20 protein-coding genes are annotated in these 26,165 nt (G+C 69.3%); 13 read left to right on the top strand and 7 right to left on the bottom strand.

Annotated elements, in window-relative coordinates:
• Nucleotides 1-323: 323 nt before the first annotated feature.
• Nucleotides 324-1,073 carry an aminotransferase class IV gene (locus CJEDD_RS08125; protein WP_042404983.1) on the bottom strand — a complete coding sequence of 250 codons (750 nt, stop codon included), beginning with the start codon at nucleotides 1,071-1,073 and terminating at the stop codon, nucleotides 324-326.
• The gene (locus CJEDD_RS08120; protein ID WP_042404982.1) at nucleotides 1,066-2,913 is read right to left on the bottom strand and encodes a chorismate-binding protein; all 1,848 of its coding nucleotides are present in this window, start codon (nucleotides 2,911-2,913) and stop codon (nucleotides 1,066-1,068) included. Before CJEDD_RS08120 ends, CJEDD_RS08125 begins: the two co-directional genes overlap by 8 nt.
• Nucleotides 2,914-2,950: 37 nt before the next feature.
• Here CJEDD_RS08120 and CJEDD_RS08115 point away from each other — a divergent pair, with 37 nt between their 5' ends.
• On the top strand, nucleotides 2,951-3,433 hold the full coding sequence (locus CJEDD_RS08115) for a GNAT family N-acetyltransferase (protein ID WP_042404980.1): 483 nt from the start codon (nucleotides 2,951-2,953) through the stop codon (nucleotides 3,431-3,433).
• Nucleotides 3,434-3,440: 7 nt separating this feature from the next.
• Here CJEDD_RS08115 and CJEDD_RS08110 read toward each other — a convergent pair whose 3' ends face one another.
• Genes CJEDD_RS08110 through CJEDD_RS08100 form a run of 3 tightly spaced genes read right to left on the bottom strand, consistent with a single transcriptional unit; the run spans nucleotide 3,441 to nucleotide 8,452 of the window.
• On the bottom strand, nucleotides 3,441-5,825 hold the full coding sequence (locus tag CJEDD_RS08110; protein ID WP_042404978.1) for a glycogen/starch/alpha-glucan phosphorylase: 2,385 nt from the start codon (nucleotides 5,823-5,825) through the stop codon (nucleotides 3,441-3,443).
• Between the two features lie 30 nt (nucleotides 5,826-5,855).
• Nucleotides 5,856-7,109 (bottom strand): amidohydrolase, encoded by a 1,254-nt coding sequence (locus CJEDD_RS08105; RefSeq protein WP_042404977.1) that lies wholly within the window; start codon nucleotides 7,107-7,109, stop codon nucleotides 5,856-5,858.
• 2 nt (nucleotides 7,110-7,111) lie between these two features.
• The gene (locus tag CJEDD_RS08100) at nucleotides 7,112-8,452 is read right to left on the bottom strand and encodes a DUF4921 family protein (RefSeq protein ID WP_198132952.1); all 1,341 of its coding nucleotides are present in this window, start codon (nucleotides 8,450-8,452) and stop codon (nucleotides 7,112-7,114) included.
• A 31-nt stretch (nucleotides 8,453-8,483) separates the two neighbouring features.
• Here CJEDD_RS08100 and CJEDD_RS08095 point away from each other — a divergent pair, with 31 nt between their 5' ends.
• Nucleotides 8,484-8,873, top strand: a complete 390-nt coding sequence (locus CJEDD_RS08095) for a hypothetical protein (RefSeq protein WP_042404976.1) — start codon at nucleotides 8,484-8,486, stop codon at nucleotides 8,871-8,873.
• Here CJEDD_RS08095 and CJEDD_RS08090 read toward each other — a convergent pair.
• Entirely contained in the window at nucleotides 8,843-9,970 is a 1,128-nt protein-coding gene (locus CJEDD_RS08090; RefSeq protein ID WP_273657469.1) for a glycerate kinase, read from the bottom strand. The genes CJEDD_RS08095 and CJEDD_RS08090 overlap by 31 nt on opposite strands.
• 112 nt (nucleotides 9,971-10,082) lie before the next feature.
• Here CJEDD_RS08090 and gdhA point away from each other — a divergent pair, with 112 nt between their 5' ends.
• The 11 genes from gdhA (at nucleotide 10,083) to ffh (ending at nucleotide 23,660) form a co-directional block, all read left to right on the top strand.
• Nucleotides 10,083-11,429 carry an NADP-specific glutamate dehydrogenase gene (gdhA, locus tag CJEDD_RS08085; RefSeq protein ID WP_042410489.1) on the top strand — a complete coding sequence of 449 codons (1,347 nt, stop codon included), beginning with the start codon at nucleotides 10,083-10,085 and terminating at the stop codon, nucleotides 11,427-11,429.
• Nucleotides 11,430-11,454: 25 nt separating this feature from the next.
• Complete coding sequence (locus CJEDD_RS08080) at nucleotides 11,455-12,195, top strand: DivIVA domain-containing protein (RefSeq protein ID WP_273657468.1); 741 nt, start codon at nucleotides 11,455-11,457, stop codon at nucleotides 12,193-12,195.
• A gap of 12 nt (nucleotides 12,196-12,207) precedes the next feature.
• Nucleotides 12,208-12,744 carry a YceD family protein gene (locus CJEDD_RS08075; RefSeq protein WP_042405108.1) on the top strand — a complete coding sequence of 179 codons (537 nt, stop codon included), beginning with the start codon at nucleotides 12,208-12,210 and terminating at the stop codon, nucleotides 12,742-12,744.
• Complete coding sequence (gene rnc / locus CJEDD_RS08070) at nucleotides 12,741-13,508, top strand: ribonuclease III (RefSeq protein ID WP_042405110.1); 768 nt, start codon at nucleotides 12,741-12,743, stop codon at nucleotides 13,506-13,508. The genes CJEDD_RS08075 and rnc overlap by 4 nt, the downstream gene beginning before the upstream one ends.
• Complete coding sequence (mutM, locus tag CJEDD_RS08065; RefSeq protein WP_042405112.1) at nucleotides 13,501-14,322, top strand: bifunctional DNA-formamidopyrimidine glycosylase/DNA-(apurinic or apyrimidinic site) lyase; 822 nt, start codon at nucleotides 13,501-13,503, stop codon at nucleotides 14,320-14,322. Before rnc ends, mutM begins: the two co-directional genes overlap by 8 nt.
• 15 nt (nucleotides 14,323-14,337) lie before the next feature.
• Complete coding sequence (locus CJEDD_RS08060) at nucleotides 14,338-14,832, top strand: flavin reductase family protein (RefSeq protein WP_042405114.1); 495 nt, start codon at nucleotides 14,338-14,340, stop codon at nucleotides 14,830-14,832.
• A gap of 81 nt (nucleotides 14,833-14,913) precedes the next feature.
• Nucleotides 14,914-16,425 carry an alanine/glycine:cation symporter family protein gene (locus CJEDD_RS08055; RefSeq protein ID WP_042405115.1) on the top strand — a complete coding sequence of 504 codons (1,512 nt, stop codon included), beginning with the start codon at nucleotides 14,914-14,916 and terminating at the stop codon, nucleotides 16,423-16,425.
• Nucleotides 16,426-16,443: 18 nt separating this feature from the next.
• Nucleotides 16,444-16,728 (top strand): acylphosphatase, encoded by a 285-nt coding sequence (locus tag CJEDD_RS08050; RefSeq protein ID WP_042405117.1) that lies wholly within the window; start codon nucleotides 16,444-16,446, stop codon nucleotides 16,726-16,728.
• A gap of 81 nt (nucleotides 16,729-16,809) precedes the next feature.
• Entirely contained in the window at nucleotides 16,810-20,265 is a 3,456-nt protein-coding gene (gene smc / locus CJEDD_RS08045) for a chromosome segregation protein SMC (RefSeq protein ID WP_042405119.1), read from the top strand.
• Nucleotides 20,266-20,293: 28 nt separating this feature from the next.
• Nucleotides 20,294-21,907, top strand: coding sequence for a signal recognition particle-docking protein FtsY (gene ftsY / locus CJEDD_RS08040; protein WP_042405121.1), 1,614 nt, complete (start codon nucleotides 20,294-20,296; stop codon nucleotides 21,905-21,907).
• 139 nt (nucleotides 21,908-22,046) lie between these two features.
• On the top strand, nucleotides 22,047-23,660 hold the full coding sequence (ffh, locus tag CJEDD_RS08035) for a signal recognition particle protein (RefSeq protein WP_042405163.1): 1,614 nt from the start codon (nucleotides 22,047-22,049) through the stop codon (nucleotides 23,658-23,660).
• Here ffh and CJEDD_RS08030 read toward each other — a convergent pair.
• Nucleotides 23,657-25,819 (bottom strand): acyltransferase family protein, encoded by a 2,163-nt coding sequence (locus CJEDD_RS08030; protein WP_042405123.1) that lies wholly within the window; start codon nucleotides 25,817-25,819, stop codon nucleotides 23,657-23,659. The genes ffh and CJEDD_RS08030 overlap by 4 nt on opposite strands.
• Between the last annotated feature and the right edge of the window lie 346 nt (nucleotides 25,820-26,165).

Genomic DNA, 26,165 nt, shown 5'->3' with positions numbered 1-26,165 from the left:
CAGTGCTCGAGGGTTGTATGCAGCGGCAGAATCTCGGGCGGGGCACCGGGCTGCTAGGGAAGTTCGCCGGCGTCTGATTATGCGGCTGCATAGTGGTCTCGAGTGGTGCTTGAGGGTTGTATGCAGCGGCAGAATGTGGGGTGGTGCGCCTGGTTTTGGGGCGGGTGATTCTGCAGCTGCATAGCACTCTCAACCAGCGCTTGAGGGTTGTATGCAGCGGCAGAATCAGGGGCGGTGCGCATGGTTTTGGGGCGGGGTGCGAATAAGCGCCTGCATAGCACTCTCAACCGCTGCTCGAGGGTTGTATGCAGCGGCAGAAATGGTCAGCGGAAACCGCCCCACCACCAGGCCTGCCACTCGGCGGCGTCTGGGTGGGCGGGCGGAGTGATCACGTCGTGGCCGACCCGGATCTCGCTTACTGGGCTGATGCCGTGGAGGGAGTTCAGGAACCACACCGGGTGCTCGGCAGCGAGTTCGGGTCTGCACTCACGGGGCTCGACGCGCATTCCCAACTCCGCGGCCCGCGAGGCCACCTGGCCCAGCGTCACGCTAGGCAGTCGCGTGCCGTCGGGAACGCACAATGTGTCCCCGTCCCACATCACGAGCGCGCCGGTAGTGGCCTCCAGCATCGCGCCGCCCGGGTCGGCGATCACCGTGTCGTCGGTGCCCTCGATCTGGTAGCGCGAGCGGTAGTCGCGCAGCGCCTCGAAGTCGGGGCCCTTCACGAAGGGCTGCGTGCGGGGATCCGGCGCCGCGACATAAGTGAGCGCTGTGGTGGGGCGAGGGGGTGGGGCGGGACGGACGTCGAGAAGCAACTGCCCCTCAGATAGCGCGATGCGGGGGAAGAGATCCCCCTCGCCGAGCAGCGCGAGCATCCCGTCGACGAAGCCGGCGGGGAGCGGCCCGTCGACGAAGCCGGCGGGGAGCGGCCCGGCCGTCGCCGAGAAGCGCTCGAGGTGGAGTTCCAGCCCGTTCGCGCGGCCGGACGAGTGGCGCCACGAGTCGGCGACCGAGAAGGGGCCGCCGGAACCCGGGCGCTCGACGAACCCGCCGCGCCAGGCGTAGCTACGCATCGAACGCCCCCAGCACCGATTCGGCCTTGAGGTCGCGCTCGGCGAGCTCCGCGGCCGGGTCGGAGTCAAGCACGATCGCGCCGCCCGCGCCCACCGTCACCGTCGAACCAGCGCGCACGGCGGTGCGGATCACCACCGACAGGTCGGCTTGGCCGTCGAAGCCGAGGTACCCGAGCGCACCGGAATACACGCCGCGAGGGCCAGTCTCGAGTGTGTCGATGATCTCGCAGGTCCGCAGCTTCGGCGCGCCCGTCATCGAGCCCGGCGGGAAGGTGGCGCGGATGGCGTCGACCACCGTGGCGTCGTGACGCAACCGCCCCGTGATCGTGGAGACGAGCTGGTGCACCGTGGCGAAGGACTCTACCCGCATGAGCCCAGGCACGCGCACGGTGCCCGGCTCGCAGACGCGGGAGAGGTCGTTGCGCAGGAGGTCCACGATCATGAGGTTTTCCGCGCGCGTCTTCGCGTCCTTCAGCAGCGCCGGGTCCTGGTCGGCGGCGATGGTGCCCTTGATCGGCTTCGCCTCCACCTCGCGCCCGCGCACGGTGAGGAAGCGCTCGGGCGAGGCGCTGGCCACCTCCACGCCGTCGAACACCAGGTGCGCGGCGTAGGGGGCCGGGTTGTGTTTGCGTAGCTGGGCGTAAATATCGCCCTCGGCGCGCGCCGTGTACGTGTCGGTCAGGCACACCTCGTAGCTCTCGCCCGCGCGCAACAGCTCCTGCGCCCGCTCGATCCGCTCCAGGTAGTCGGGTGTGCGACAGGAGCCGTTGCTTATCGACGCCCCTTCGGTCCCATCCGCCCCGACCAACTTCGCCGCCAGGCGGTCCATGAGCTCGGTGTCACCCTCGCCGACGAGGCAGCACAGATGCGCCACTTCCCGTTCGTGGTCGTAGACGATGAAGGACTGCGGTCGCACGAAGTACGCGTCCGGGTACGGGGAGCGGTGGCGCAGCGTGATGGGCAAAGTGAGCTGGGCGCACTCGTAGCCCAGGTAACCGACGACGCCGCCGGTAAAGGGCAGATCGGGCGGGTCCAGGATGGGAGTTGCCAGTTCGCGCTCGAGGGTGGTGAGGATGTCCGGGGTGTCGTCGTCAAGCGAAAAGCAGAAGGAGCGCGACAGCGGACCTGTGGTGTCGCCCAGGATGGAGTAGCGCCCGCGCGGGTCGGCGGAATCGAGGAAGAACGCGTCGTGGCCGTCGCGCTTGAGCGCGTCGAACACGCGCGGGCAGTCGAGCGCGCCGGGCACCTCGCGGTGGTTGAGGCGCCAGCCGCCGAGGAAGTTGCGCATGAGCGCTTTGCCGTGCTGGGTGAGCACGGATTCGGGGTGGAATTGCACGCCCCAGTGCGGCAGGCCATCGACCTTGAGCGCCTGGACCACGCCGTCTTCACTGCGGGCGTGGACGGTGATGCCTGGGACCTCCTCGACGTGCAGCGAGTGGTAGCGCACTACCTCGAAGTCTTGCGGGATGCCGGCGAAGATGCCTTCGCCGGAGTGGCGGATGTTGGAGACGAAGCCGTGGCGCGGCTCCGGCGCGCGGGTGACGCGCGCGCCGGCTAGCATCGCCAGGCCCTGGTGGCCCAGGCACACCCCGAGCAGCGGCACGCGTGCTTCGGCGGCGGCCTCGATCACCCGGCGCGAGGCACCGAAGTCCTCCTCGCGCTCCGGGGTGCCGGGGCCGGGGGAGATCACGACGTGGCTGAACTCGCCTTTGCGCACGCGATCAGGCAGGCCCTCCGCTTCGCCCGCGGGGACGACGAGGGGCTCGCGTCCCGAGGCCTGCGTGATGAGGTGGGCGAGGTTGAACGTGTACGAGTCGTAGTTGTCTACCAGCGCAATCATCGGATCAGATGGTACGCGGGTGGTAGCGTGTACTCGCATGAACGCCACAATCCGGCACGCGAACCGCTCCGACGCCGAAGCAATTGCGGACGTGCACAACCGTTCCCGCGCCGAAGCGTACCGGGGGCTGATCGCGGACGACATCCTCTTTGGGGAGGAGCACACCTACGCCCTCGCGCAGGCGTGGCGGGAGTTTTTCACCGTTCCCGTTGCGGGCGCCCGGGTGGCCGTGGCGGAGGTTGGCAGCCAAATCGTGGGGTTCGCGTACGCGCTCCCCGCCGACGGGCCGGCCCCGATTGAGCTGCACAACCTCTACATGCTGGAAAAGGCGAAGGGTACCGGCGCCGCGACGATGCTGCTCGACGCGGTCGTCGAACCCGGCGAGCCCGCGTTCTTGTGGGTCGCGGAGTGGAACGAGCGTGCTCAGGCGTTCTACCGCAAGCACGGCTTCGCCCTCGACGGCGCGGAAGCCTTTCACGAAGGCGACCAGATCACCGTCAAGCGGATGGTGCGCGGCTAGCTGATCCCTAGTTGATCGGGGTGGGCGAGATGTTCCAAACCTCGCCTGCGTAGTCGCGGATCGTGCGGTCGGAGGAGAAGCGGCCGGACTCGCAGATGTTGATCCAGCATTTCTTCGCCCACGCTTCCTGGTCCGCGACGTAGTCCTGCGCCATGCGGTCGCGGGTTGCGCGGTAATCGGCGAAGTCACCCAGCACGTAGTAGGTGTCGGAGGCGTAGGCGCCGGAGCCGTCGACAAGCGAGCGGCGGATGCCGTGGAACAATCCGGTGCCTTGGTCATCGAGGGTGCCGTCGATGAGCGCGTCGAGCGCGCGGCCCAGCCCCGGCGTGTTCTGGATGACCTCCTGCGGCTCGTAGGTGCGCTTCAGTTCGGGGAGCTCCTCCTCGCGTGCGCCGAAGATGTATGCGTTGTCCTCGCCGACGGCCTCGACGATTTCGACGTTTGCGCCGTCCATCGTGCCCAGGGTGAGCGCGCCGTTCATCATGAACTTCATGTTGGAGGTGCCGGAGGCCTCCTTGCCGGCGGTGGAGATCTGCTCGGAGACGTCGGTGGCTGGGATGATCTGCTCGGCGGGGGAGACGTTGTAGTTCTCCACAAACACCACGTGGATGAGCTTGGACGCCACAGGGTCGTTGTTCACCAGCTCCGCGATGGTGTTGATGAGTTTGATGATGCCCTTCGCCATCACGTAGCCCGGCGCCGCCTTCGCGCCGAAGATGAACGTGCGCTTCGGCAGGTCCGTCTCGCCGTCCTGGGTGATGCGGAAGTACAGGTCCAGGATGTAGAGCGCGTTCATGAGCTGGCGCTTGTACTCGTGCAGGCGCTTGATCTGGGTGTCAAAGACGCTGTCCGGGTCGATCTCTACACCCTGGCGTTGCGCGATCCACGCTGCGAAGTCGCGCTTGTTCGCCGCCTTAATCTCGCGCAGCTCGCGCATGACCTCTGGGTCGTCGACACGCGGGCGCAGCTCCTGCAGCTTGGCGAGGTCGGTGACCCACTCGTCGGAGCCCGCGAGGCGGTCGAGCAGTTCGGACAGGCGCGGGTTGCACATGCGCAGCCAGCGGCGCGGGGTGACGCCGTTGGTCTTGTTGTTGAAGCGCTCCGGGTAGAGCCCGTGCCAGAAGCCGAGGGTCTCGCGTTTGATGATCTCGGTGTGCAGCGCCGCCACGCCGTTGACGGAGCAGGAGGCGTAGCAGGCGATCCACGCCATGTGCACGCGCCCGTCGTGGACCGGGGAGTAGTAGTGGGCGGTCTCGGCGTCGACGCCGCGGGCCTCCATGTCGATGCGGTAGCGGCGGTCGATCTCCTCGACGATCTCCCAGATGCGCCAGAACAGTTGCTTGAAGATGGATTCCTCCCAGGTCTCCAGCGCCTCCTGCAGCACGGTGTGGTTGGTGTAGGCGAAGGTGTGGGTGGTCACCTCCCACGCCTCGTCCCAGCCGAGGCCGTGCTCGTCCATGAGCAGGCGCATGAGCTCGGGGATGCCGAGCACCGGGTGCGTGTCGTTGAGCTGCACGGAGTTGTACTTGTGGAAGTCGCGCAGGTCCTCGCCGTGGGCGGCGATGTAGTCGTCGATGAGCTCCTGAAGCGAGGCGGAGACGAAGAAGTACTGCTGGCGCACGCGCAGCACCTTGCCGGCGTACGTGGAGTCGTTCGGGTAGAGCACGCGCGTGATGTCGTGGACGGCCTCGCGCTCGAGGATCGCGTCGTTGAAGCGCTGGGAGTTGAACGCGTCGTAGTCGAACTCGTGCATCGGCGAGGCGTCCCACAGACGCAGCGTGCCCACGTTGGCGGTGCCGTAGCCGGTGATCGGCATGTCGAAGGGGATGGCGCGCACGTGCATGTCATCGAACTTCACAATGCGCTGCTCCGAGCCGCGGCGGATGATGAAGGGGTAGAACGACTCCTTCCACGCGTCCGGGTGCTCGCGCTGGAAGCCATCCTCGAACTCCTGGCGGAACAGGCCGTAGCGGTAGAGGATGCCGTAGCCGGTGAGCGGGAAGTCCTGCGTCGCCGCGGAGTCGAGGAAGCAGGCGGCGAGGCGGCCCAAGCCGCCGTTGCCGAGCGCGGCGTCGTGCTCAGCCTCGAGGATGTCGGTGAGCTCGAAGCCGTTGGCCTTCGCCACAGCCTCCGCCTTATCGACGAGCCCAAGGTTCGTCAGGTTATTCAGCAGCGCCCGGCCCTCCAGGAACTCCGCGGAGAAGTACGCGGCGCGCCGGGTGGATTTGTAGGCGTTACGGGTCGCGGCCCAGTTGTCGGCGATCTGCTCGACGGTGGCGGCCGAGAGCCCCGTCCAGAACTTCTTGACGGTGGAATCCTGCGGCGCGCGGCCGGAGAAGCTGCGGACGTGGCCCTCGACGGTGTGCTCGAATGCTGGCTGAGTAGCAGTCATGTGTCCCGAGCGTACCGAGACTTCGCCGAGTTAGCGCGCGAGGTACGTCAGCGCCGCGGTGGCGGCGGCGCGGGTGGCGGCCGCGATCGTTGGCTCGTACTCGGGCAGGAACGTCGGCATGTGGTTGACGGGCACGTCCTCGCCGACGCGGTCCTCTGCGACCGCCTTGTCCCACACGTCGCGCGGGGTGCAGCCGACAAGCCAGAAGAAGTACGGGGCGCCGAAGGCCTGGGGGATGACGGGGAAATCCTCCGAGACGGTCTTGGGGTCGGCGGTGACGGACTCCTCGCCGAAGACCTCGTCGAAGCGCTCGCGCACCGTGGTGAACAGCGCCTCGTCGTTGTCCAGCAGTTCGCCGTGCGCGAAGTAGGACACCGTCGCCTCGTCGAGCGAGCCGGACGCGAGCACCTCGGCGTGGACGACGCGCTCGATGGCGGCGTAGACGCGAGCCTTGACCTTCTCGCTGTAAAAGCGGCAGTTGAGCACGAGCTCGGCGTGGCCGGGGATGATGTTGTTCGTCGTGCCGGCGTGCATGCTGGCGACGGTGACCACGGCGAAGTCCGCCGGGTTCACCTCGCGCCCGACGATGCCCTGCAGGCGGGCGATGATCATCGCCGCGGTGTATGTCGGGTCGATCGCGTTGTGCGGCATCGAGCCGTGGGCGGCGCGGCCGGGGATGCGCACGCGGATGGAGTCGCACGCAGCGAACTGCGGGCCCGGCTTGGACATCACCTCGCCGGCGCGGCCCGGCATGACGTGCTGGCCGAAGACGACGTCGGGCGCGGGGATCTTCTCCGTCAGGCCGCCTTCGACCATGTCCTCGGCGCCCGCCCCGATCTCCTCGCCGGGCTGGAACAGGGCGATGTAGGTGCCGGACCAGTTCTCGCGTGTGTGGTCCAGGATGTCGCAGGCGCTGAGCAGCGCGGTGGTGTGGATGTCGTGGCCGCAGGCGTGCATGGTGCCCACCGTCTGCCCGTCCGCGGTCTTCACCGTCTTGTGGGAAGCGTAGGGCGCGCCGGTTTCCTCCGTCACGGGCAGGCCGTCGAAGTCGGCGCGGTGCAGCACCGTGGGGCCGTCGCCGTTGCGGAACACCGCGCAGATGCCGAATTTGCCGATCGGGGCGACGACGTCGCAGTCGAAGCGCGCGAGCTCCGTCATGAGGCGGCTGTAGGTCTCCTCCTCCTGCAGCGAGAGCTCGGGGTTGGCGTGGAGCAGCTCGTAGAGGCGGCGCTGCCACGTTTCGTCGACGGGGTGGGAATCGATGATCTCGGCGATGGTGGTCATGGTCACCAGTCTAGGTTCGGGTTGTACTTGAGCATGTTCGGCTCCGGCGCGCACTCCTCGGCGATGCGGACGCCGTCCGCGAGGTGGCCGTCGTGACGCAACGAGCGCAACGCGGCGGTGACGCGGTCGCGCACGTCGAACGGGGAGAGCGTGTTCACGTAGATCTGGGTGCCGCCCTCGAAGCCGGCAACGGTGGAGATGCGCCACTTCACGTTGATGCGCCACGGCATGGGCACGTCGAGGTCGACGGGGCGGTAGTGCCACTCCTCGTTCGTGGCCACCTGGGTGCCCGTCGCCGCGTGGGCGGCGTGCAGCAGGTCGGAGACCGCGCGCACCTCGTCCGCGGTGTGCTCCCACGGCTCGCTGGCGCGCGACTTCGAGTACACCGTCATCGTCGGGTAGCGGTGCCCCACGCCCGCAACCAGGATCGCGTGCTCGTTCTCCGCGATCACCAGGTTGTGGTAAAAGGCGTGGTTAATGCCCCATTCGTTGTACAGGTTGAGGTTTTGGCGCAGCTTCGCGGTTTCGGTTTCGGCGTTCACCCCGCGCTCGTCGATAGCCACGAGCTGCTTGTGCAGGTGCTCGAACGACGCGCCGGCGGGGGAGAGCCAGTTCTGGAACACCACGACGTAGCGGGCGTAGTTGTGCAGGCGCACGAGGTCGTGCAGCGAGTCGAGCGTGAACGCGATGAAGCGGTAGTGCTCCTCGGGGGTGAGCGCGCCGGAGCCGGCGAGGTCCGCGGTGGTCTCGGCCCCGTCGGTGTAGTGGCGCCGGGCGATGATCACGTCGTGCCCGCCGCCGAAGTAGGCCGGCGCGAGCTCGAGCAGCTTCTCGTCGCCGACGTCCGGGTCCTGCCCGGCGGCGGCGAGGCGCGTGCGCACCGTCTCCAGCACGTGGGCGCGGCCGGCGGGGTCCGCGAGGTAGCGCTCCATCTGGGCGCGGCGCGGCTCGGGCATGGCGTAGCCGTAGTTCTTCTGCCAGTACTCGTAGGAGACGATCTCGAAGAGGTTGGGCACGCGCCGGAACTCGGCCTGCGTCGCGTCGAGCTCGCCGGGCAGCAGGTCGCGCAGGATTTCGTAGCCGTCGCCCGCGGCCACGAGCCGGGACCGCTCCGGCGGGGTGCTCAGCTTGCGCGCGGCGCAGAAGTTGCACGCGTCCTCGTGCGCGCCCGGCGCCAGCGGCGTCGGCGCGGCGGCGGGGGCGGACAGCGGCCGGTTGCCGCGCCCGGGCACCGTCCACACCTCGGTGCCGGAAAACGGGTTGACCTGCTTGACGGTGCCGTCCGCCATGGCCCGCATCGTGACGTGGTACGAGTGCACTGCGTTGACGGCGGGGTTGGACATGCTCGCCACCATACCGGTTAGCCTTACCCCCATGGCAGTGATCCAATTCGACGTCCTCGTCCCGCCCGCGGCCGCCGGCGAGGTGCGCGACGCGTTCCAGCGCGCGCTGGACATCCTCGTGCGGCGCGAGATGCTCACCTCCGGGTCGGTGGCGATGGAGCGGGTGCGTATCGACGACGCCGTGCGCGCCCAACTCGCCGAAACCTACGAGCGCGACCGCGGCGAGCCCGCCGACGGCGCCGAGGTGCACCGCTACCGCATCGAGGCCGACGGCGCGGACAGCGTCAACCGCCTCGCCATGGGACTCTCGCGCATCCTCACCCCGAAAGCCGACCTGCCGCGCGACCCGGTGCTGCTCGAAGACCAGGACCGCTACGAGGTGCGGTCGATCTACCCCTGGACCGTCGAGGTGTTGAGGTAGGCCACGGCGATCTCCGCGCCGGCGCGCACGAGCTGCTCGCGCGTGTCTTCCACGTCGGGGAGTGTGACGGCGAGGGTGCCCTCCGGCGACGCCTCCTCGAAGCTCCCTGCGGCGATGGCGAACACCGCGCCCGCCTCCCGGGCCAGCTCGCCGACGACGGAGGCCACCTTGCCGGTGCCCGTCTGCCCGTCGTAGCGGCCCTCACCCGTAATCACGAGCGCGGCGCCGTCGACGTGCTCGGCGAGCCCGTTCGAGTCCGCGACCGCCCGCGCGCCGGGCACGATGTGCACGTGCGAGGCGTCGCCGTGGAGCATGGTGGACAGCCAGGTCAGGCCGATGCCGACGCCGCCCGCCGCGCCGAGGCCGGGGGTCTGCGGATCCACCTCGGCGACCTCGCAGAGCCGGGCCAGCCCGCGCTCGAGCGTCTCCACGTCCTCCGGACCCGCGCCTTTCTGCGGGCCGAACACGCGCGCGGCGCCCTGCGGACCCGTGGCCGGCGCGGTGGTGTCGGTGAGCAACACCCACTCGACCGCGCCGGCGGGAACGTTGACCTTTGCGGTGTCGAAGCTTGCGAGCTTCTCCAGCGCGCCGCCGCCGGGCGGGAGCTGGTAGCCGGCGGCGTCGAGCGGGTTCACGCCGAGGGCGACGAGGATGCCGGTGCCGCCGTCCACCGTCGCGGTGCCGCCGAGGCCGAGCACGATGCGCGTCGCCCCGCGGGTCTGCGCGTCGGCGATGAGCACGCCGGTGCCGTACGTGTCGCCCGTGAGCGGCACCGGGTCGTCCTCGACCGCCGGCAGGCCGGACGCCGCCGCGACGTCGATGAACGCCGTCGCAGTGGGGGCGTGGAACGTGTATTCGGCCTCGGTGAGACGGCCGGCGGCCGTGGTCGTCGGCAAGCAAATGCGCTCTCCCTCGAACAGCGACGAGGTGCCCTCGCCGCCGTCCGCCATCGGCGTGAGCACGAGCTGCGCGTCTCGGATGACGGAGCGCACGCCCTCGGCGAGCCACTCGGCAGCATCCTCGGCGCTGGCGGTGGACTTGAACGAGTCCGGCGTGACCACGATTTTCGGGGAGGGGGCGGGGTCGGGGTGAGTCATGCGGGCGATTCTAGCGGGGGTGAATCGAAAACTACTCGGTGCGTGCCCGAGTGGAGTAGCATTCCTCCGGTACGTAATTCTGCAACGCTATAGGTATTGGAGGACCACGCCGATGAGCGCAATTGACCAGGAAGTCGCCGGTTACTACCAGAAGGTGCTGGAGCGCAACGCGGGTGAGCCCGAGTTCCACCAGGCGGTGGCCGAGGTGCTCGGATCCCTGAAGATCGTGCTGGAGAAGGACCCGCACTACGCCGACTACGGGCTGATCGAGCGGCTCTGCGAGCCGGAGCGGCAGATCATCTTCCGCGTGCCGTGGATGGACGACGACAACAACGTCCGCGTCAACCGTGGCTTCCGCGTCCAGTTCAACTCGGCGCTCGGCCCCTACAAGGGCGGCCTGCGCTTCCACCCGAGCGTGAACCTGGGCATCATCAAGTTCCTCGGCTTCGAGCAGATCTTCAAAAACTCCCTCACCGGCCTGCCCATCGGCGGCGCGAAGGGCGGCTCCGATTTCGACCCGAAGGGCAAGTCCGAGGGCGAGATCATGCGCTTCTGCCAGTCCTTCATGTCGGAGCTGTGGCGTCACATCGGCGAGTACCGCGACGTCCCGGCTGGCGACATCGGCGTCGGCGGGCGCGAGATCGGCTACCTCTTCGGCCAGTACCGCCGCCTGGCCAACCAGCACGAGTCCGGCGTGCTCACCGGCAAGGGGCTGACCTGGGGTGGCTCGCTCGTGCGCACCGAGGCCACCGGCTACGGCGCGGTGTACTTCACCGACGAGATGATGCGCGCCGGCGGCGACTCCCTCGACGGCGCCAAGGTCATCGTCTCCGGCTCCGGCAACGTGGCCATCTACGCCATCAAGAAGGCACAGGAGCTCGGCGCGACGGTGGTCGGGTTCTCGGACTCCTCCGGCTGGGTGGAGACGCCGAACGGCGTCGATGTCGAGCTGCTGCGCGACGTCAAGGAGCAGCGTCGCGGCCGCGTCTCGGAGTACGTCGACGAGGCCACTGGGGCCACGTTCCACAAGGACGGCTCGATCTGGGACCTCAAGGCGGACGTCGCGCTGCCGTGCGCGACCCAGAACGAGCTCGACGGCGATCACGCCCGCACCCTCGTCGGCAACGGCGTGCGCTACGTCGCGGAGGGCGCGAACATGCCATCCACCGCGGAGGCGATCGAGGTGTTCCGCGAAAACCACATCTGCTTCGGCCCGGGCAAGGCCGCGAACGCCGGCGGCGTGGCCACCTCGGCGTTGGAGATGCAGCAGAACGCCTCGCGCGACTCGTGGACCTTCGAATACACGGACAAGCGCCTCCACCAGATCATGTCCAACATCTTCACGATGGCGAAGAACACCGCGGAGGAGTACGACCGCGCGGGCGACTACGTCGTGGGCGCCAACATCGCCGGCTTTAAAAAGGTGGCCGACGCGATGCTCGCGCAGGGCGTGATTTAGCGGCGATTGGGTACGCTAGGGGCCTATGTACCGCGTGTTTGAAGCTCTCGACGAGCTAGTTCAAAAGCTGGAGCAGGCCTACGGCGTGCCCATGACCTCCAACTGCATGGTCCCCCGCAACGAGATGCTCGGGCTTCTCGACGATCTCCGCAACGCCATCCCCGGCGACCTCGACGACGCGCAGGATGTCTTGGACAAACAGGACGAAATCCTGCGCGGCGCCCAGGACCGCGCGGACATCCTCGTCGGCGACGCGGAGGAGGACGCGCGCCGCATCCTCAGCGACGCGCACTCCGAGTCGGAGTCCATGCTCTCCGACGCGCAAGCCCGCGCCACCGAGCTGGTCACCGGCGCGGAGGACGAGTCCAACATGATGGTCACCCAGGCGCAGAACGTCGCCGAGATGACCGTGAACAACGCGCAGCGCGAGGCCGACAGCATCATCGACGCCGGCAACCAGGACTACGAGCGCTCCGTGGAGAAAGGCCGCGCCGAGCAGGAGCGCCTCATCTCCGAGTCCGAGGTCATGCGCCGGGCGGACGAGGAGGCCCACCGTCTCGTCGACGAGGCGACCGCGGAGTCCAACCGCCTGCGCGCCGAGTGCGACGACTACGTGGACTCCAAGCTCGCCGAGTTCGAGGAGACCCTGCAGTCGGTGCTGCGGACCGTCTCCTCCGACCGCTCCGCGCTGCGCCGCGGCGCGGGTGCCTCGGGGGCTGGCCGGGTGCGCCGCGGCAGCTACGGCGACGACTACTCCGCGATGTAGTCTGTGGGGGTTATGGCTACCAATCCCTTCGTATTCGACGTCTCCGGAGTGATCAACGGCGACGGCCTGCCGGAAACGGTGACGCAGACCGGCCCGTCCCCCTCGCGCATCGGGCCGGAGATGATCGCCATCCCGGAGGGGCGCGACGTCGAGGTCGAGGCGACGATCATCCCCCTCGGCTCGGGCGTGATGGTCGACGCGACCGCGACCGCGGTGCTCGAGGGGCAGTGCGTGCGCTGCCTCAAAGAGCTCACGCCGACCGAGACGCTGCGGATTTCCGAAGTGTTCTCGAACTCGGACGACTTCATCACGGGCGACGCCGAGGTGGACGAGGACCGCGGCTCCGGCGATGAGATCGCCCGCATCGTCGACAACACCGTCGACCTCGAGCAGGCCTTCGTCAACGAGGCCGGGCTCGACTGGCCGTTCAACCCCACCTGTCAGCCCGAGTGCGCCGGCGACACCGACGTGCCCGCCCCGGACGGCGTCGAGGGGGAGGACAACGACCTCATCGACCCGCGCTGGGCCGGGCTGGAGAAGTTCCTGTGAGTAGGTCCGGCAAGAAGCACGAGGACGACTTTCAGGTGTGGGACGCCGCCTTCGACGCGGTTGACCACGCGCCGCTCATCGAACATCTCGGCATCGACATCGAGCGCGACGGCCTCAAGCTGGCGCTCACGCACCGCTCCTTCGCCAACGAGCACAACCACCTGCCCAACAACGAGCGACTCGAGTTCGTCGGCGACGCGGTGCTCGGCCTGTCGGTGGCGACGAAGCTGTTCGAGCTCTACCCGTCGCGCGCCGAGTCGGACCTGTCGCCGATGCGCGCCGCGATTGTCTCGCGCTACGGTCTCGCCGACATCGCCCGCGAGATCGACCTAGGCACGCACGTGCTCATCGGCAAGGGCGAGGAGCACACCGGCGGCCGAGAGAAAGATTCCATCCTCGCGGACACCACCGAGGCGGTGCTCGGCGCGATCTACCTCCAGCACGGCTTCGAGCCGGCGCGCGACGTCATCCTGCGGCTCTTCGACGAGAAGCTGCGCCACGCCACCGTGAGCCAAAAGCACCAGGACTGGAAGACCGCGCTGCAGGTGCGGCTCGCCGAGCTCAAGCTGCCGGTCGCCGAGTACCGCTCGGAGGCGGAGGGGCCGGAGCACAATCAGACGTTTACGGCGCAGGCGCTTATCGACGGCGTCCCGCGCGGCACCGGCACCGGCCCGAACAAGAAGCTCGCCGAGCAGGAGGCGGCGCACCAGGCCGTGCTGTTCCTGCGCGACCACGCCGCGGAGGCCGCGCTCGGCCATGCCTGAGCTGCCCGAGGTTGAGGTGGTGCGCCGCGGCCTCGACCGCCACGTGGTGGGGCGCACGTTCGGGGCCGTCGAGGTGCTCCACCCCCGCGCCGCCCGCGGCAACGCCGTCGACCTGGAGCAGGTGTTGCCGGGCCTGACCGTCACGGGCACGGGGCGTAGGGGCAAGTACCTGTGGCTCACGCTCGACGACGGCGCCGCGCTGCTTGTGCATTTGCGCATGAGCGGGCAGATGCTCGTCGCAACGCACGGCGCCATCGCCTCGCCCCACCTGCGCATCCGCGCAGACATCGGGGACGCGGAGCTGTGCTTCGTGGACCAGCGCACGTTCGGATTCTGGCAGTACACCGCGCTGGCCGGCGGCGTGCCGGAGCCGGCGTCGCACATCGCGCCGGACCCGTTCGAGGAGGAGTTCGACCTGCGCGAGGCGGCGCGGGCGATGCGGCGGAGGCGCTCCGCGCTGAAGACGGTGCTGCTCAACCAGGAGGTGGTCAGCGGCATCGGGTCGATCTACGCGGACGAGGCGATGTGGGCGGCGCGGCTGCGACCGTGGCGCAGCGCGAAGACGATGCGCCAGCGCGACGCCGAGGCGGTGCTCGTGGCCTCGCGCGAGGTCATGGCGCGCTCGCTCGAGCAGGGCGGGACGAGCTTCGACGCGCTCTACGTCAACGTCAACGGCGCGTCGGGGTACTTCTCCCGCTCGCTCAACGCCTACGGGCAGGCCGGCCGGCCCTGCGCGCGGTGCGGCACGCCGATCGAGCGTGTCGTGGTGGGCGGGCGCTCGAGCTACTACTGCCCGGCGTGCCAGGTGTTGTAGGTACGGTGGGCGTGCATGGTTGACCAACAGGCGTTCAAGGACGCGATGTCCCAGCTCGCGGCCGCGGTGGCGATCGTGACCACGGGCACCGAGGAAGAGCCGCACGGCACGACGGTGAGCGCGTTCATGTCGCTGTCGCTGGACCCGCCGATGGTGCTCGTCTCGCTGGACCAGAAGTCCTCGCTGCTGGCGTTGCTGGCCGAAGGGGCGTCGATAGGCATTAATGTGCTGTCCACCGAGCAGGACGGGCTCGCGCGCCGCTTCGCCGACAAGTCCGTGGACCGGTTCGCGGGCGTGGCGTGGGCGATGGCAGACGGTGCGCCCCAGCTCGCGGGCGACCACACGTGGGTGGCGGGGACGGTCGCGCGCAAGATCGCGGCGGGGGACCACGTCCTCGTGCTCGTGGACGTGCAGGCGGCCACGGTGAACACGAACTGCCCGCTGCTGTACTGGCAGCGCGAGTTTGGCACCCACGGCACCATCGCGCACGCGCAGGAGGTGCGGGGGTAGACGTTGGCGTCTTATGTGGCGCCGCGGCAAATCCGGAAGCTTGTTATGTGAGTAACAGAACCTGCGGATACACTGCGCGCCATGGATTCCGCTCTCTCTTTCGTTGAGGACACGCTCAACGGTTTCATCTGGAACGTCGTCCCGGTGTTCCTCATCTTTGCCGGTGTGTACTTCGGCTTCCGCACCCTGTTCGTGCAGATCCGGATGTTCCCGGACATGCTTAAGGCCGTGGCCGAGACGCCGAAGGGCAAGGACAAGGAAGGCCGCGACCTCGACGAGGAGTACGGCGGGCTCTCCGCGTTCAAGGCGTTCACCATCTCGGCGGCGTCGCGCGTGGGCACCGGCAACATCGCCGGCGTGGCGCTCGCCATCTCGATCGGCGGCCCGGGCGCGGTGTTCTGGATGTGGATGCTCGCGCTGCTCGGCGGCGCGACGTCCTTCATCGAGTCGACGCTCGCCCAGCTGTGGAAGACGAAGGACGCCGAGGGCAACTACCACGGCGGCCCGGCGTACTACATGACGCGCGGCCTGGGGTGGAAGCCGCTCGCCGTGATCTTCTCCGCGTTCCTGGCCATCACGTACGGCTTCGTCTACAACGCCATCCAGACCAACTCCATCGCCGAATCCGTGAGCGGCTCGCTGGACAACGACTCGACGACGGTGAAGGCGGTTGTCGCCGCCGTGATCGCGCTGCTCACCGCCGCGGTGATCTTCGGCGGCGTGACCCGCATCGCGTCGTGGACGCAGGTGATCGTGCCGTTCATGGCCGGCGCGTACATCCTCCTCGGCATCGCGGTGCTCATTATCAACTGGCGCGAGATCCCGGGCATGTTCGAGCTCATCGTCGGCCACGCGCTCGGGCTCAAGCAGGTCGCCGGTGCGGGCGTGGGCGCCGCGTTCACCCAAGGCATGCGCCGCGGCCTGTTCTCCAACGAGGCCGGCATGGGTTCCGCGCCGAACGCGGCGGCGGCGGCGACGGTGTCCCACCCGGTGAAGCAGGGCCTCGTGCAGACGCTCGGCGTCTACTTCGACACCCTGCTCGTGTGCTCCATCACCGCGTTCGTGGTGCTGCTCGGCCCCGCGGTGAACTACGGAAGCGACGACATCCAGGGCGCGGCGCTGACGCAGTCCGCGCTGGCCGATTCAGTCGGCAACTGGGGCCAGCACGCGATCACGTTCATCCTGTTCTTCCTCGCGTTCTCCTCCGTCATCGGTAACTACTACCTCGCGCAGGCGAACGTGCAGTACCTCACCGACTCGAAGGCGGTGATGACGGGCTTCCGCGTTGTCGTCATCGGCTTCGTCATCTTCGGCGCGTTCGGTTCCGTGCCGCTCGTGTGGGCGCTCGGCGACACGATGGCGGGCCTGCTGGCCATCTTCAACATCATCGCCATCGTCCCGCTCGGCGGCGTGGCGCTCAAGCTGCTCAAGAACTACAACGAGCAGCGCAAGCACGGCATCGACCCGGTGTTCAACCGTGACATGCTCCCCGAGATCAAGAACGTGGAGTACTGGGACGGCTCCGACCCGGTCACCCGCCGCAGCGCCGAGGACCGCGTCACGGCGCTGCGCGAGGGCCTCGACCGCGCGTAGCCGGTAGGCTCGGGCGGCATGGCAGATACACGCATGACCGCCCACGTGCGCGGCAACGTCCAAGGCGTCGGGTTCCGGTGGTGGACCCGCTCCCGCGCCCTCGAGCTGGGGCTCTCCGGCTACGCCAAGAACCTCGCCGACGGCCGCGTCGAGGTGGTGGCGGAGGGGGCCGAAGGTGACGTCGAGAAGCTGCGGACGCTCTTAGAGGAGCAGCCTTCAACGGCTGGCCGGCCCGGCAGCGTCGAGCACGTGCAGGCGCAGTACGGCGAGCCGAAGGGCGCGGAAGGGTTCGAGGAGCGATGAGAAAGCTACCTCGATGGTTACGGTTGGGGCTTCTTCGTGGTCATGCAGGCGCGCTAGCCCGCTGCCGGTAACATCCACAAAATGCACCTGAAATCGTTGACGCTCAAGGGCTTTAAGTCCTTTGCGTCGGCGACGACGATGAAGTTCGAGCCCGGCATCTGCGCCGTGGTGGGGCCGAACGGTTCCGGCAAGTCGAACGTCGTGGACGCGCTCGCGTGGGTGATGGGGGAGCAGGGTGCGAAGAACCTGCGCGGCGGGAAGATGGAGGACGTCATCTTCGCAGGCGCGGGCGGGCGCAAACCGCTGGGGCGCGCGGAGGTGACGCTCACCTTCGACAACACCGACAAGCGCCTGCCCATCGACTACACCGATGTGGCCATCACCCGCCGCATGTTCCGCGACGGCGCTTCCGAGTACGAGATCAACGGCTCGAAGGCGCGGCTGATGGACATCCAGGAGCTGCTCTCGGATTCCGGCATCGGCCGCGAGATGCACATCATCGTTGGCCAGGGCAAGCTCTCCGAGATCCTGGACTCGCGCCCCGAGGAGCGCCGCGCCTACATCGAGGAGGCGGCGGGCGTGCTCAAGCACCGTCGCCGCAAGGAGAGAGCGCAGCGCAAGCTCGCCGGCATGCAGGCCAACCTCGACCGCCTGACAGACCTCACGCAGGAGCTGGGCAAGCAGCTCAAACCGCTCGCCCGCCAGGCGGAGGCGGCGAAGCGCGGCGCCGCGGTGCAGGCGGAGCTGCGCGACGCGAAGCTGCGGCTCGCGGGCGACCAGGTGGTCAAGCTCAGGGCGAAGCTTAACGACGCGAAACGTTCCGCGGACCTCCTCGCCGAGCAGGTGGACACCGTCACGGCGACGCTAGAGACGGCGGTGGAGGCGCAGGAGGCCATCGAGGCCCGCCAGCAGGAGGTCCAGCCGCGGGCGCAGGAGGCCCAGCAGCTCTGGTTCACGCTGTCCACCCTGGCCGAGCGGGCGAGCGCGACCGAGCGCATCGCCTCGGAGCGCGCCCGCAACGCCGGCGCCGAGGTGCCGTACGCGGGGCAGGACCCGGAGGAGCTCGAGGCGCGCGCCCGGCTTGCCGACGAGCGCTACGCCGAGGCCCTCGAGGCCGCCGAGGAGGCCGCCGAGCAGCTCGAGTCGGTGCGCGAAGAGGTCGCGGAGCGGCAGGTGGCGTACGACGACGCGGAGCGCGAGCACATGGCGCAGGTGCGCGCGATCGCGGACCGGCGCGAGGGGGTCGTCCGCCTGCTCGCCCAGGAGGAATCGCAAGCTAAGGCCGTCGAGGCAGCGGAGGAGGAGATCCGGCGGTTCGAGGAAACGCTGGGCGAGACCCGCCAGCGCGCGCGGGAGGCGGACGCCGACGTCGGCGCGGTGCGGGAACGTCTCGCCGGTTTCGAGGCGGAGCGAGCCCCGCTCGACGAGGCGTTCGCCCGCGCCCACACGGAGTCGGACGCCGCCGACAAGCGCCTCGACCAGCTGCGGGCGGCGCAGCGCGAGCACGAGCGCGCGGTGGCGACGCTGCAGTCGCGCATCGACACGCTCGCCGAGCAGGCCCCGCGCGCCGAGGCGGCGGAGTTGCTCGACGGCTTCGAACCCCTCGCGCAGCTCGTGGCCGCCGAGGACGGGTTGGGCGCGGCGCTCTCGGCCGCGCTCGGGCCGCACGCGGAAGCGCTCGCCGGGGAGGTCACGCCGGAAACCCTTGCGGCGCTCGAGTCCGCGGCGCGCACGGTGGTGCTGGATGCCCGCGGCGGTTCGGGCTGGCGCCTGGACACGGACGTGCAGGCGGATTGGCTGCTCGACCACGTAAGGCTCGATCGTGCGATCGTGGGGCCGGTGACCAGGCTGCTCGCGGACACCGTGCTCGCCGCCGACGTGGAGGCCGCCCGCGCCGTCATCGAGCAGGACCCCCGGCTGCGGGCCGTGACCCCAGGCGGGGTGCTCGTCGGCGAGGGCTGGGCCGCGGCGGGCGCCGGGCAGGCGACGACGGTGGAGGTCGCCGCGCGCATCGAGGCCGCCCGCGCCGAGCTCGCCGACGCGCAGCAGCGCCTCAATGAGCTGGCGGGCACGCTCGAGGGCGCGACCGCCGCGGCCGACGACGCCCGAGTGAACGCCGCCTCGGCGAAGGCGGCGCTGCGCGAGCACGACACGGAGCTCGAATCCTGGCGGCGCGACCTCGCTCGGCTGACCAAGCAGGCGGAGGCGAACAAGTCGGAGCACGAGCGCGCCGCCGCCCGCGCCAATGAAGCCGACGCCCGCCTCGCCCAGCGCCGGGCGGAGCTCGACGAGACCCGCGACCGCCTCACCAGGGTGGACACGGACGTGGCGGCCTCGCCGGAGGAGCCGTCCTCGGCCGAGCGCGACGCCGCTCGCGCGGCCCTGAACCAGGCGAAGTCGCTCGAGATGGAGGCGGTGCTCGCGTCCCGCACGGCGCAGCAGCGCGCCGACGCGGAGGCGGGCAAGGGTGACGCGCTGCGGCGCCAGGCTGAGCAGGAGCGGCAAGCGAAGGCGCGCCACGAGGCGGCGATGGCGCGGCGGAGGGCGGAAGGGGAGCTGGCAGAGGCCGTCGAGAAGCATGCCCGCGACCTCTCCGCGCGCATCGCGGACGCCCTCGAGCGCGCGACCGCCGAGCGCGACGACCTCGCCGCGCAGGCGGCGAGCCTGCAGGGGCAGCTGCAGCAAGCCCGGCAGCAGGTGAGCGCCACCCGCCAGCAGCTCGCGCGGCTTACCGACAGCGCGCACCAGTCCGACATCGCGCGCTCGCAGGCGCAGGTGCGTATCGACGAAGCCGAGGCCAACGTCGCTGCCACCCTCGGCATCGCGGTGAGCGACCTGCTCGCGGACTACACCCCGGGCGAGGATTTCGACCGCGCGGCGGAGGAACAGCGGCTCAAGCAGGCGGAAAAGGACCTGCGCGCGCTGGGCAAGGTGAACCCGCTCGCGCTCGAGGAGTTCAAGGCGCTCGAGGAGCGCTACACGTTCCTGAGCACCCAGCTCGACGACGTCATCCAGGCGCGCAAGGACCTCGCCGGCGTGATCGAAGACGTCGACGCACAGATTCTGCAGCTGTTCACCGACGCCTGGGCGGACGTGGAGGCCGAGTTCCCGCGCGTGTTCCAGACGCTCTTCCCCGGCGGCGAGGCGCGGCTCCTGCTCACCGACCCCGACGACATGCTCACCACCGGCATCGAGATCGAGGCCCGCCCGCCCGGCAAGCGGGTCAAGCGCCTCTCGCTGCTCTCGGGCGGCGAGAAGTCGCTCACCGCGCTCGCTTTCCTCGTCGCCATCTTCCGCGCGCGCCCCAGCCCGTTCTACGTGCTCGACGAGGTGGAGGCAGCCCTTGACGACGTCAACCTCCGGCGCCTCATCGCCCTCCTCGAGGAGCTGCGGCAGGATTCCCAGCTCATCGTGATCACCCACCAGAAGCCGACGATGGACGTGGCCAACGTGCTCTACGGCGTGACCATGCGCGGCGACGGCGTGACGCGCGTGCTCTCCCAGCGCATGCAGCCGGCCGGGGCTGCGCCCGCGTGACACCGGCTGGCCTGGCACACTGGAGCGCATGAACACCACTGTCCTATGGATTGTCATTGCGGTCATCGTCATCGCGCTGATCATCGCCGGCATCGTCGTCGCCGGGAACAAGCGCAAAGCGTCGAAGACCGTCTCGTTTGAAAAGCCCGAGGAGCCGAAGCAGCTCACCCAGCAGGAGAAATCCGGCAACTACCAGGCGAAGGGCGGCTTCAACTTCGCGCAGGCGGACGCGCAGCCGAAGCAGCCCGAGCCGATCCGCCGCGAGCAGCCGAAGCCAGCTGCCGCGGCGTTCGCCGAGCCCGCCCAGCCCGCGGAGCATGAAGAGAGCGTGATCGAGCGGGCGATTTCGCGTGACGACGAACCGCAGGTGGCCCAGCCCACCGAGCCGACCCAGGCGCCCGAGCCAGCCCCGGCACCCGCCGACGAGGCCGTGGCCGAGGAGCTGCGCGCCCAGGAGGAGGAGCTGCCCGCGGCGGAAGAGGTCGTCGATACGGAAGCGGTGACCGAACAGGCGCAACCCGCCGAGCCGGAACCGCCGGCCGCAGTGGAGCCCGAACCGCTCGAGCCGGAGCCCACCGCTGCGGAAGCCGAGGCGGAGGAGGCTGCGGCAGCCGCGGCCGCCGCGGCGGAAAGCGCCGAAGAGGCGCGCGAGACCGGCGCGCCGGTTTCGGACGAGGCCGTTGTCGTCGAGCCGCCCGCGGACGAGCCGCTCGACGAGATCGAGCCGGCCGCCGGGCGCATCGGCAAGCTGCGCGGGCGCCTGTCGCGCTCCCAGAACGCGATCGGCCAGGGGCTCCTCGGCATCCTCACCGCGGGCGACCTCGACGAGGACGCGTGGGAGGAGATTGAGGACACCCTCATCATGGCCGACCTCGGCGCTGAGCTGACGATGAAGGTCACCGACGACCTGCGCCAAAAGATCGCCGAGCGCGGCGTGGAAACCGAGGAGCAGGCCCGCGCCATGCTGCGCGAGACCCTCATCGAGGCCGCCCGCCCGGACCTCGACCGCTCGATTAAGGCGATGCCGAACGACGGCAAGCCTGCCGTCATCCTCGTCGCCGGCGTCAACGGCACCGGCAAGACCACCACGACGGGCAAACTCGCGCGCGTGCTCGTCTCCATGGGCCACACCGTCGTCCTCGGCGCGGCGGACACGTTCCGCGCGGCCGCGGCTGACCAGCTGGAGACCTGGGGCAAGCGCGTCGGCGCCTCCACCGTGCGCGGCAAGGAAGGCGCGGACCCGGCGTCCGTCGCGTTCGACGCCGTGGCCACCGGCGTGGAGGAGGGCGCGGACGTCGTGCTCATCGACACCGCGGGCCGCCTGCACACCTCCACGGACCTCATGGACCAGCTGGGCAAGGTCAAGCGCGTGGTGGAGAAGAAGAGCCACGTCGACGAGGTGCTGCTCGTCCTCGACGCGACGGTCGGCCAGAACGGCATCACGCAGGCGCGCGTGTTCCGCGACGTCGTGGACATCACCGGCGTCGTCCTGACCAAGCTCGACGGCACCGCGAAGGGCGGCATCGTCTTCCAGGTGCAGGAGGAGCTCGGCGTGCCTGTCAAGCTCGTGGGCCTCGGCGAGGGTGCGGACGATCTCGCGCCGTTCGAGGTGGAGAGCTTCGTCGACGCCCTCCTCGGATAACAACCGCACCACCACGAGGTCGGCGTGCACGGCATCACGGTGACCGAGGCGCAGGCGACGGCAAGGTCGAATGTGAGAACAGGTGGGCACTCGCGTTAGGCTGTATCGAACTCATTTAGCGACAGAGGGAGTGCACACCGTGTTCGAGTCACTGTCCGACCGCCTCCAATCCGCCCTTGGTGGCCTGCGGGGCAAGGGCAAGCTCACCGAAGAGGACATCAACGCCACCGCGCGCGAGATCCGTATCGCGCTGCTGGAGGCGGACGTGTCGCTGCCGGTTGTCCGCGCGTTTATCAAGCGCGTCAAGGAGCGCGCGCTCGGTGCCGACGTCTCCGCCGCGCTGAACCCGGCGCAGCAGGTGATCAAGATCGTCGACGAGGAGCTCACCAACATCCTCGGCGGCGAGACGCGCCGGCTGAACCTAGCGAAGAACCCGCCGACCGTGATCATGCTCGCCGGCCTCCAGGGTGCCGGTAAGACCACGCTCGCCGGCAAGCTGGCGAACCACCTGGCCAAGCAGGGCCACACGCCGATGCTCGTGGCGTGCGACCTGCAGCGCCCGGGCGCGGTGCAGCAGCTGCAGATCGTCGGCGAGCGCGCCGGCGTGCCGACGTTCGCGCCGGACCCCGGTACCTCGATCGACTCCTTCGAGCACGAGATGGGTACCTCCCACGGCGACCCGGTCGCGGTGGCGCAGCAGGGCATCGAGTACGCGAAGCAGCACAAGAACGACGTGATGATCATCGATACCGCGGGCCGCCTCGGCATCGACGAAGAGCTGATGACGCAGGCGCGCAACATCCGCGACGCGGTGAACCCGGACGAGGTCCTCTTCGTCATCGACGCCATGATCGGCCAGGACGCGGTGAAGACCGCGGAGGCCTTCGCCGAGGGCGTCGACTTCACCGGCGTGGTGCTGACGAAGCTCGACGGCGACGCCCGCGGCGGCGCCGCTCTGTCCATCCGCGAGGTGACCGGCAAGCCGATCCTGTTCGCCTCAACGGGTGAGAAGCTCGACGACTTTGACGTGTTCCACCCGGACCGCATGGCCAGCCGCATCCTGGGCATGGGCGACCTGCTCTCCCTCATTGAGCAGGCGGAACAGACCTACAACGAGCAGGACGCGGAGGCTGCGGCAAACAAGCTGGCATCCGGCGAGCTCACGCTCGAGGACTTCCTCGACCAGCTGCTCATGATCCGACGCATGGGGCCGATCGGCAACCTGCTCAAGATGATGCCGGGCGGCAAGGCCATGAACGAGATGGCCGACATGGTCGACGAGAAGCAGCTCGACCGCATCCAGGCCATCATCCGCGGCATGACGCCGCAGGAGCGCCAGGACCCGAAGATCCTCAACGCCTCGCGCCGCAAGCGCATCGCCAACGGCTCGGGCGTCTCGGTCGCCGAGGTCAACCAGCTCGTGGAGCGGTTCTTCGAGGCGAAGAAGATGATGGGGCAGATGGCCAGCCAGTTCGGCCTGCCCGGCATGCCGGGGATGGGCCGCAGCGCCACGAAGAAGAAGCCGAAGGGCCGCAAGGGCAAGAACGGTAAGCGCAAGCCGGCGAAGCGCGGCGGCGGGATGCCGAAGATGCCGGGGATGCCGAATTTCCCGGGCATGCCCGGCGGCATGCCGGACCCCAAGGAGCTGGAGAAGCTCCAGGAGCAGCTGCCGGCCGGCATGCAGGGGATGGACCTGAACAACCTCGACTTCGACGAGGCGATGAAGCGGATGCAGAAGGGGAAGTTCTTCTAGGCGTCGGCTGCGGGGGCGGGGGCGGCCGGAGGCTCGTCGAGAAGCGAGAGCTCCCCAAAGATCGGCCCGAGCTGCTCCCAGAGCAGCGGGGCGAGGGTGGCGGCGTAGGCGTTCGAAATGTGGTTCTGGTCGCGGTAGATGTAGACGTTCCCGATTTGCGGCGGGCAGATGCCGTCGATGCAGTACCACGGCTCGGTGTCGATCTCCCACTGGGCGGCGCTGCCGTCGAGGAAGAACGCGGCGGGGTCCTCGGGGGCGTACACGACGTCCGCAGGCATCGAGCAGTCGCGCTCGGTGTAGCCCGCGACGATGCACAGGTTCGGGTCCATTGGGGCCCCGTCGGGGTTGAACATCCACGGGTTGTCGCGCAGGCCGACGAACGGCACGTTGAGCTCGGCGAGGCGCTCCCACAGGCGCGCGTAAGCCTCCGGCACGTAGTCCGCCGAGGCGATGCCCTCGCCCGCGTGGCCCGCGGGGCGGGTGGAGGTAGAGACGATCATCGCTGGGTTGAGCGCCTGGATCTCCGCAAGCGCGTTTTCGCCCCACTCGGCGCACACGGGGGAAACGATCTCGTTCGCTGGGTCGTCCGGGCCGCCGACGACGAGCGGGCACTCCTGGCGCACGAAGGACGCGACCTTGAAGTGGTGCTCCTTGCCCAGCTGGTCGAGGGGGATGACGAACGGTTCGATGTGCGAGCCGCCGACGAGCACCACCGTGGTCTGCGCGTTCACGTCGCCGTAGACGCAGTCCGGCCCCGGCATCGCGTCGGCGTCCTCGGGCAGGAACACCATGCAGCCTTCCTCGCCGATCGGCGGGAACACGCCCGCGATGAGGTTCGGGTTCGGCGCCGGCTCCACCGCCGGGACCGCGGCGCCGCGCAGCGCCATTGCCCCGGGGTACGTCGCCGGGTCGAGCGGCTTCTCGGCCGAATCCACCCGGTGGTCCCAATAGGGCTGCACCGCGAGCGCCACCACGAACAGCGCCGCGGCGAGGGCGCCCCCGGCCGCGCGCAGCCCGCCGGGCAGGGTGCGTAGCGACGCTCGCGCGTCCGCCACCGGGGTATCCGTGGCCTTCGGCCGCGGCCGGTGCTGGCGCAGCGGGTCCTCGACGAACGTGTGGGTGACGTGCGCGAGCGCCATCGAGAGAGCGATCACGGCGCCGCCGAGCCACGCCGGTGGGGTTTTAAAGCCACCGATGACCGTGACCAGGATGAGCAACGGCCAGTGCCACAGGTACAGCGGGTAGGCGATGCTGCCGAGCCACGTCATCGGGCCGGAGGATAACACCGTCGATACGGCGTTGCTGTTGCCCGAGAGCACCACGAGCGCCGCGCCGATGAGCGGGAAGAGCGCGAGTGGGCCCGGGAACGCGAGCGAGGTGGGGATGATGAAGCCGGTGGCGGTGATGAGGCCGACGCCGGTGAGCGCCGTAAGCCACGCCGTGGACTGCGGCAGCTGCCACTCCGCCGGGACGAACGCGAGCAGCGCGCCGAGCGAGAGTTCCCAGGCGCGCGAGAAGGTGGAGTAGTAGTTCTCCCCGGTGCCCACGAGCCCGAAGCGCGACGCCCAGGCGAACGAGCACACCGTGATCGCGGCGAGCACCCCGATGGCCACGCGCTTCGTGCGCTTCGGGTCGGCGTTGAGCTTGGACACCGCGAACGCGACGGCGGTGCCCATGAGGATGGCGACGAGGTAGAACTGCCCCTGCACCGACATGGACCACAGGTGTTGCAGGGGAGAGGTGTCCTGGCTGGCGGCGGCGTAGTCCGCGTTCTGCGCGATGAGCTCCCAGTTCTGGTAGTAGAGCATCGACGCGGTGACCTGGCGCGACAGCTCCGTCGACATGAGCTCAGGCGCGAACCCGAGCACGAGGAGCACGACCGTGACCACCACGAGCGCGAGCGCCGGCACGAGCCTGCGGATGGTGCGCCACAGCGGCCACCACGGGTTGAGGCTGGGGTTCGGGCGCAGCGCGTAGCGCAACTGGCTGCCGAGGAAGAAGTAGCCGGAGAGCAGGAGGAACACGTCAACGCCGCCGGAGACGCGGCCGACGAAGACGTGAAAGATCACCACAAGCGCGATGGCGTAGCCGCGCAAACCGTCGAGGTCGACCCGGTATGCGGTGGAGCCGCGCGCGGGGCTTAGGGGGGCTGCTGCCATCGTTCCTACCCCGTCTTCCAACCTCGTCCGCTAACGTCACAAACGTTAAAGACCATACATCCTCGCCGGGGCGCGCCCGAACAGCCTGGCCCGAGCGGCTCGCCGGCGGCGGCCGTTTTTGGTTTCGGGGGCGCTCGCGCGTACAGTATCTCAAGCTGTCAAGCGGGCGAGTCCGCCATCGTTGCGCGGAGCACCCGGCTGGCACGACAAGTCCATAACTGCGTACGCGCCGGACCCGTCCCTGGTTTCCGCACCGGGTCGGCCGGCCAGTCACGCGCAGGGTAAAGAAGAAGGGTTGAACCGGCTCGTCGATACGCGACGAGTGCCTGCACTGCCCAGTGACCAC

This window comes from Corynebacterium jeddahense (genome assembly GCF_028609865.1).
Taxonomy (GTDB): domain Bacteria; phylum Actinomycetota; class Actinomycetes; order Mycobacteriales; family Mycobacteriaceae; genus Corynebacterium; species Corynebacterium jeddahense.
This window is presented reverse-complemented; position numbering and strand designations above follow the sequence as displayed.

Excerpts from the sequence above, each read along its gene's own strand:
- CJEDD_RS08125 (WP_042404983.1), bottom strand. The coding sequence starts at position 1,073 with ATGCGTAGCTACGCCTGGCGCGGCGGGTTCGTCGAGCGCCCGGGTTCC.
- CJEDD_RS08120 (WP_042404982.1), bottom strand. The coding sequence starts at position 2,913 with ATGATTGCGCTGGTAGACAACTACGACTCGTACACGTTCAACCTCGCC.
- CJEDD_RS08115 (WP_042404980.1), top strand. The coding sequence starts at position 2,951 with ATGAACGCCACAATCCGGCACGCGAACCGCTCCGACGCCGAAGCAATT.
- CJEDD_RS08110 (WP_042404978.1), bottom strand. The coding sequence starts at position 5,825 with ATGACTGCTACTCAGCCAGCATTCGAGCACACCGTCGAGGGCCACGTC.
- CJEDD_RS08105 (WP_042404977.1), bottom strand. The coding sequence starts at position 7,109 with ATGACCACCATCGCCGAGATCATCGATTCCCACCCCGTCGACGAAACG.
- CJEDD_RS08100 (WP_198132952.1), bottom strand. The coding sequence starts at position 8,452 with ATGTCCAACCCCGCCGTCAACGCAGTGCACTCGTACCACGTCACGATG.
- CJEDD_RS08095 (WP_042404976.1), top strand. The coding sequence starts at position 8,484 with ATGGCAGTGATCCAATTCGACGTCCTCGTCCCGCCCGCGGCCGCCGGC.
- CJEDD_RS08090 (WP_273657469.1), bottom strand. The coding sequence starts at position 9,970 with ATGACTCACCCCGACCCCGCCCCCTCCCCGAAAATCGTGGTCACGCCG.
- gdhA (WP_042410489.1), top strand. The coding sequence starts at position 10,083 with ATGAGCGCAATTGACCAGGAAGTCGCCGGTTACTACCAGAAGGTGCTG.
- CJEDD_RS08080 (WP_273657468.1), top strand. The coding sequence starts at position 11,455 with ATGTACCGCGTGTTTGAAGCTCTCGACGAGCTAGTTCAAAAGCTGGAG.
- CJEDD_RS08075 (WP_042405108.1), top strand. The coding sequence starts at position 12,208 with ATGGCTACCAATCCCTTCGTATTCGACGTCTCCGGAGTGATCAACGGC.
- mutM (WP_042405112.1), top strand. The coding sequence starts at position 13,501 with ATGCCTGAGCTGCCCGAGGTTGAGGTGGTGCGCCGCGGCCTCGACCGC.
- CJEDD_RS08060 (WP_042405114.1), top strand. The coding sequence starts at position 14,338 with ATGGTTGACCAACAGGCGTTCAAGGACGCGATGTCCCAGCTCGCGGCC.
- CJEDD_RS08055 (WP_042405115.1), top strand. The coding sequence starts at position 14,914 with ATGGATTCCGCTCTCTCTTTCGTTGAGGACACGCTCAACGGTTTCATC.
- CJEDD_RS08050 (WP_042405117.1), top strand. The coding sequence starts at position 16,444 with ATGGCAGATACACGCATGACCGCCCACGTGCGCGGCAACGTCCAAGGC.
- smc (WP_042405119.1), top strand. The coding sequence starts at position 16,810 with ATGCACCTGAAATCGTTGACGCTCAAGGGCTTTAAGTCCTTTGCGTCG.
- ftsY (WP_042405121.1), top strand. The coding sequence starts at position 20,294 with ATGAACACCACTGTCCTATGGATTGTCATTGCGGTCATCGTCATCGCG.
- CJEDD_RS08030 (WP_042405123.1), bottom strand. The coding sequence starts at position 25,819 with ATGGCAGCAGCCCCCCTAAGCCCCGCGCGCGGCTCCACCGCATACCGG.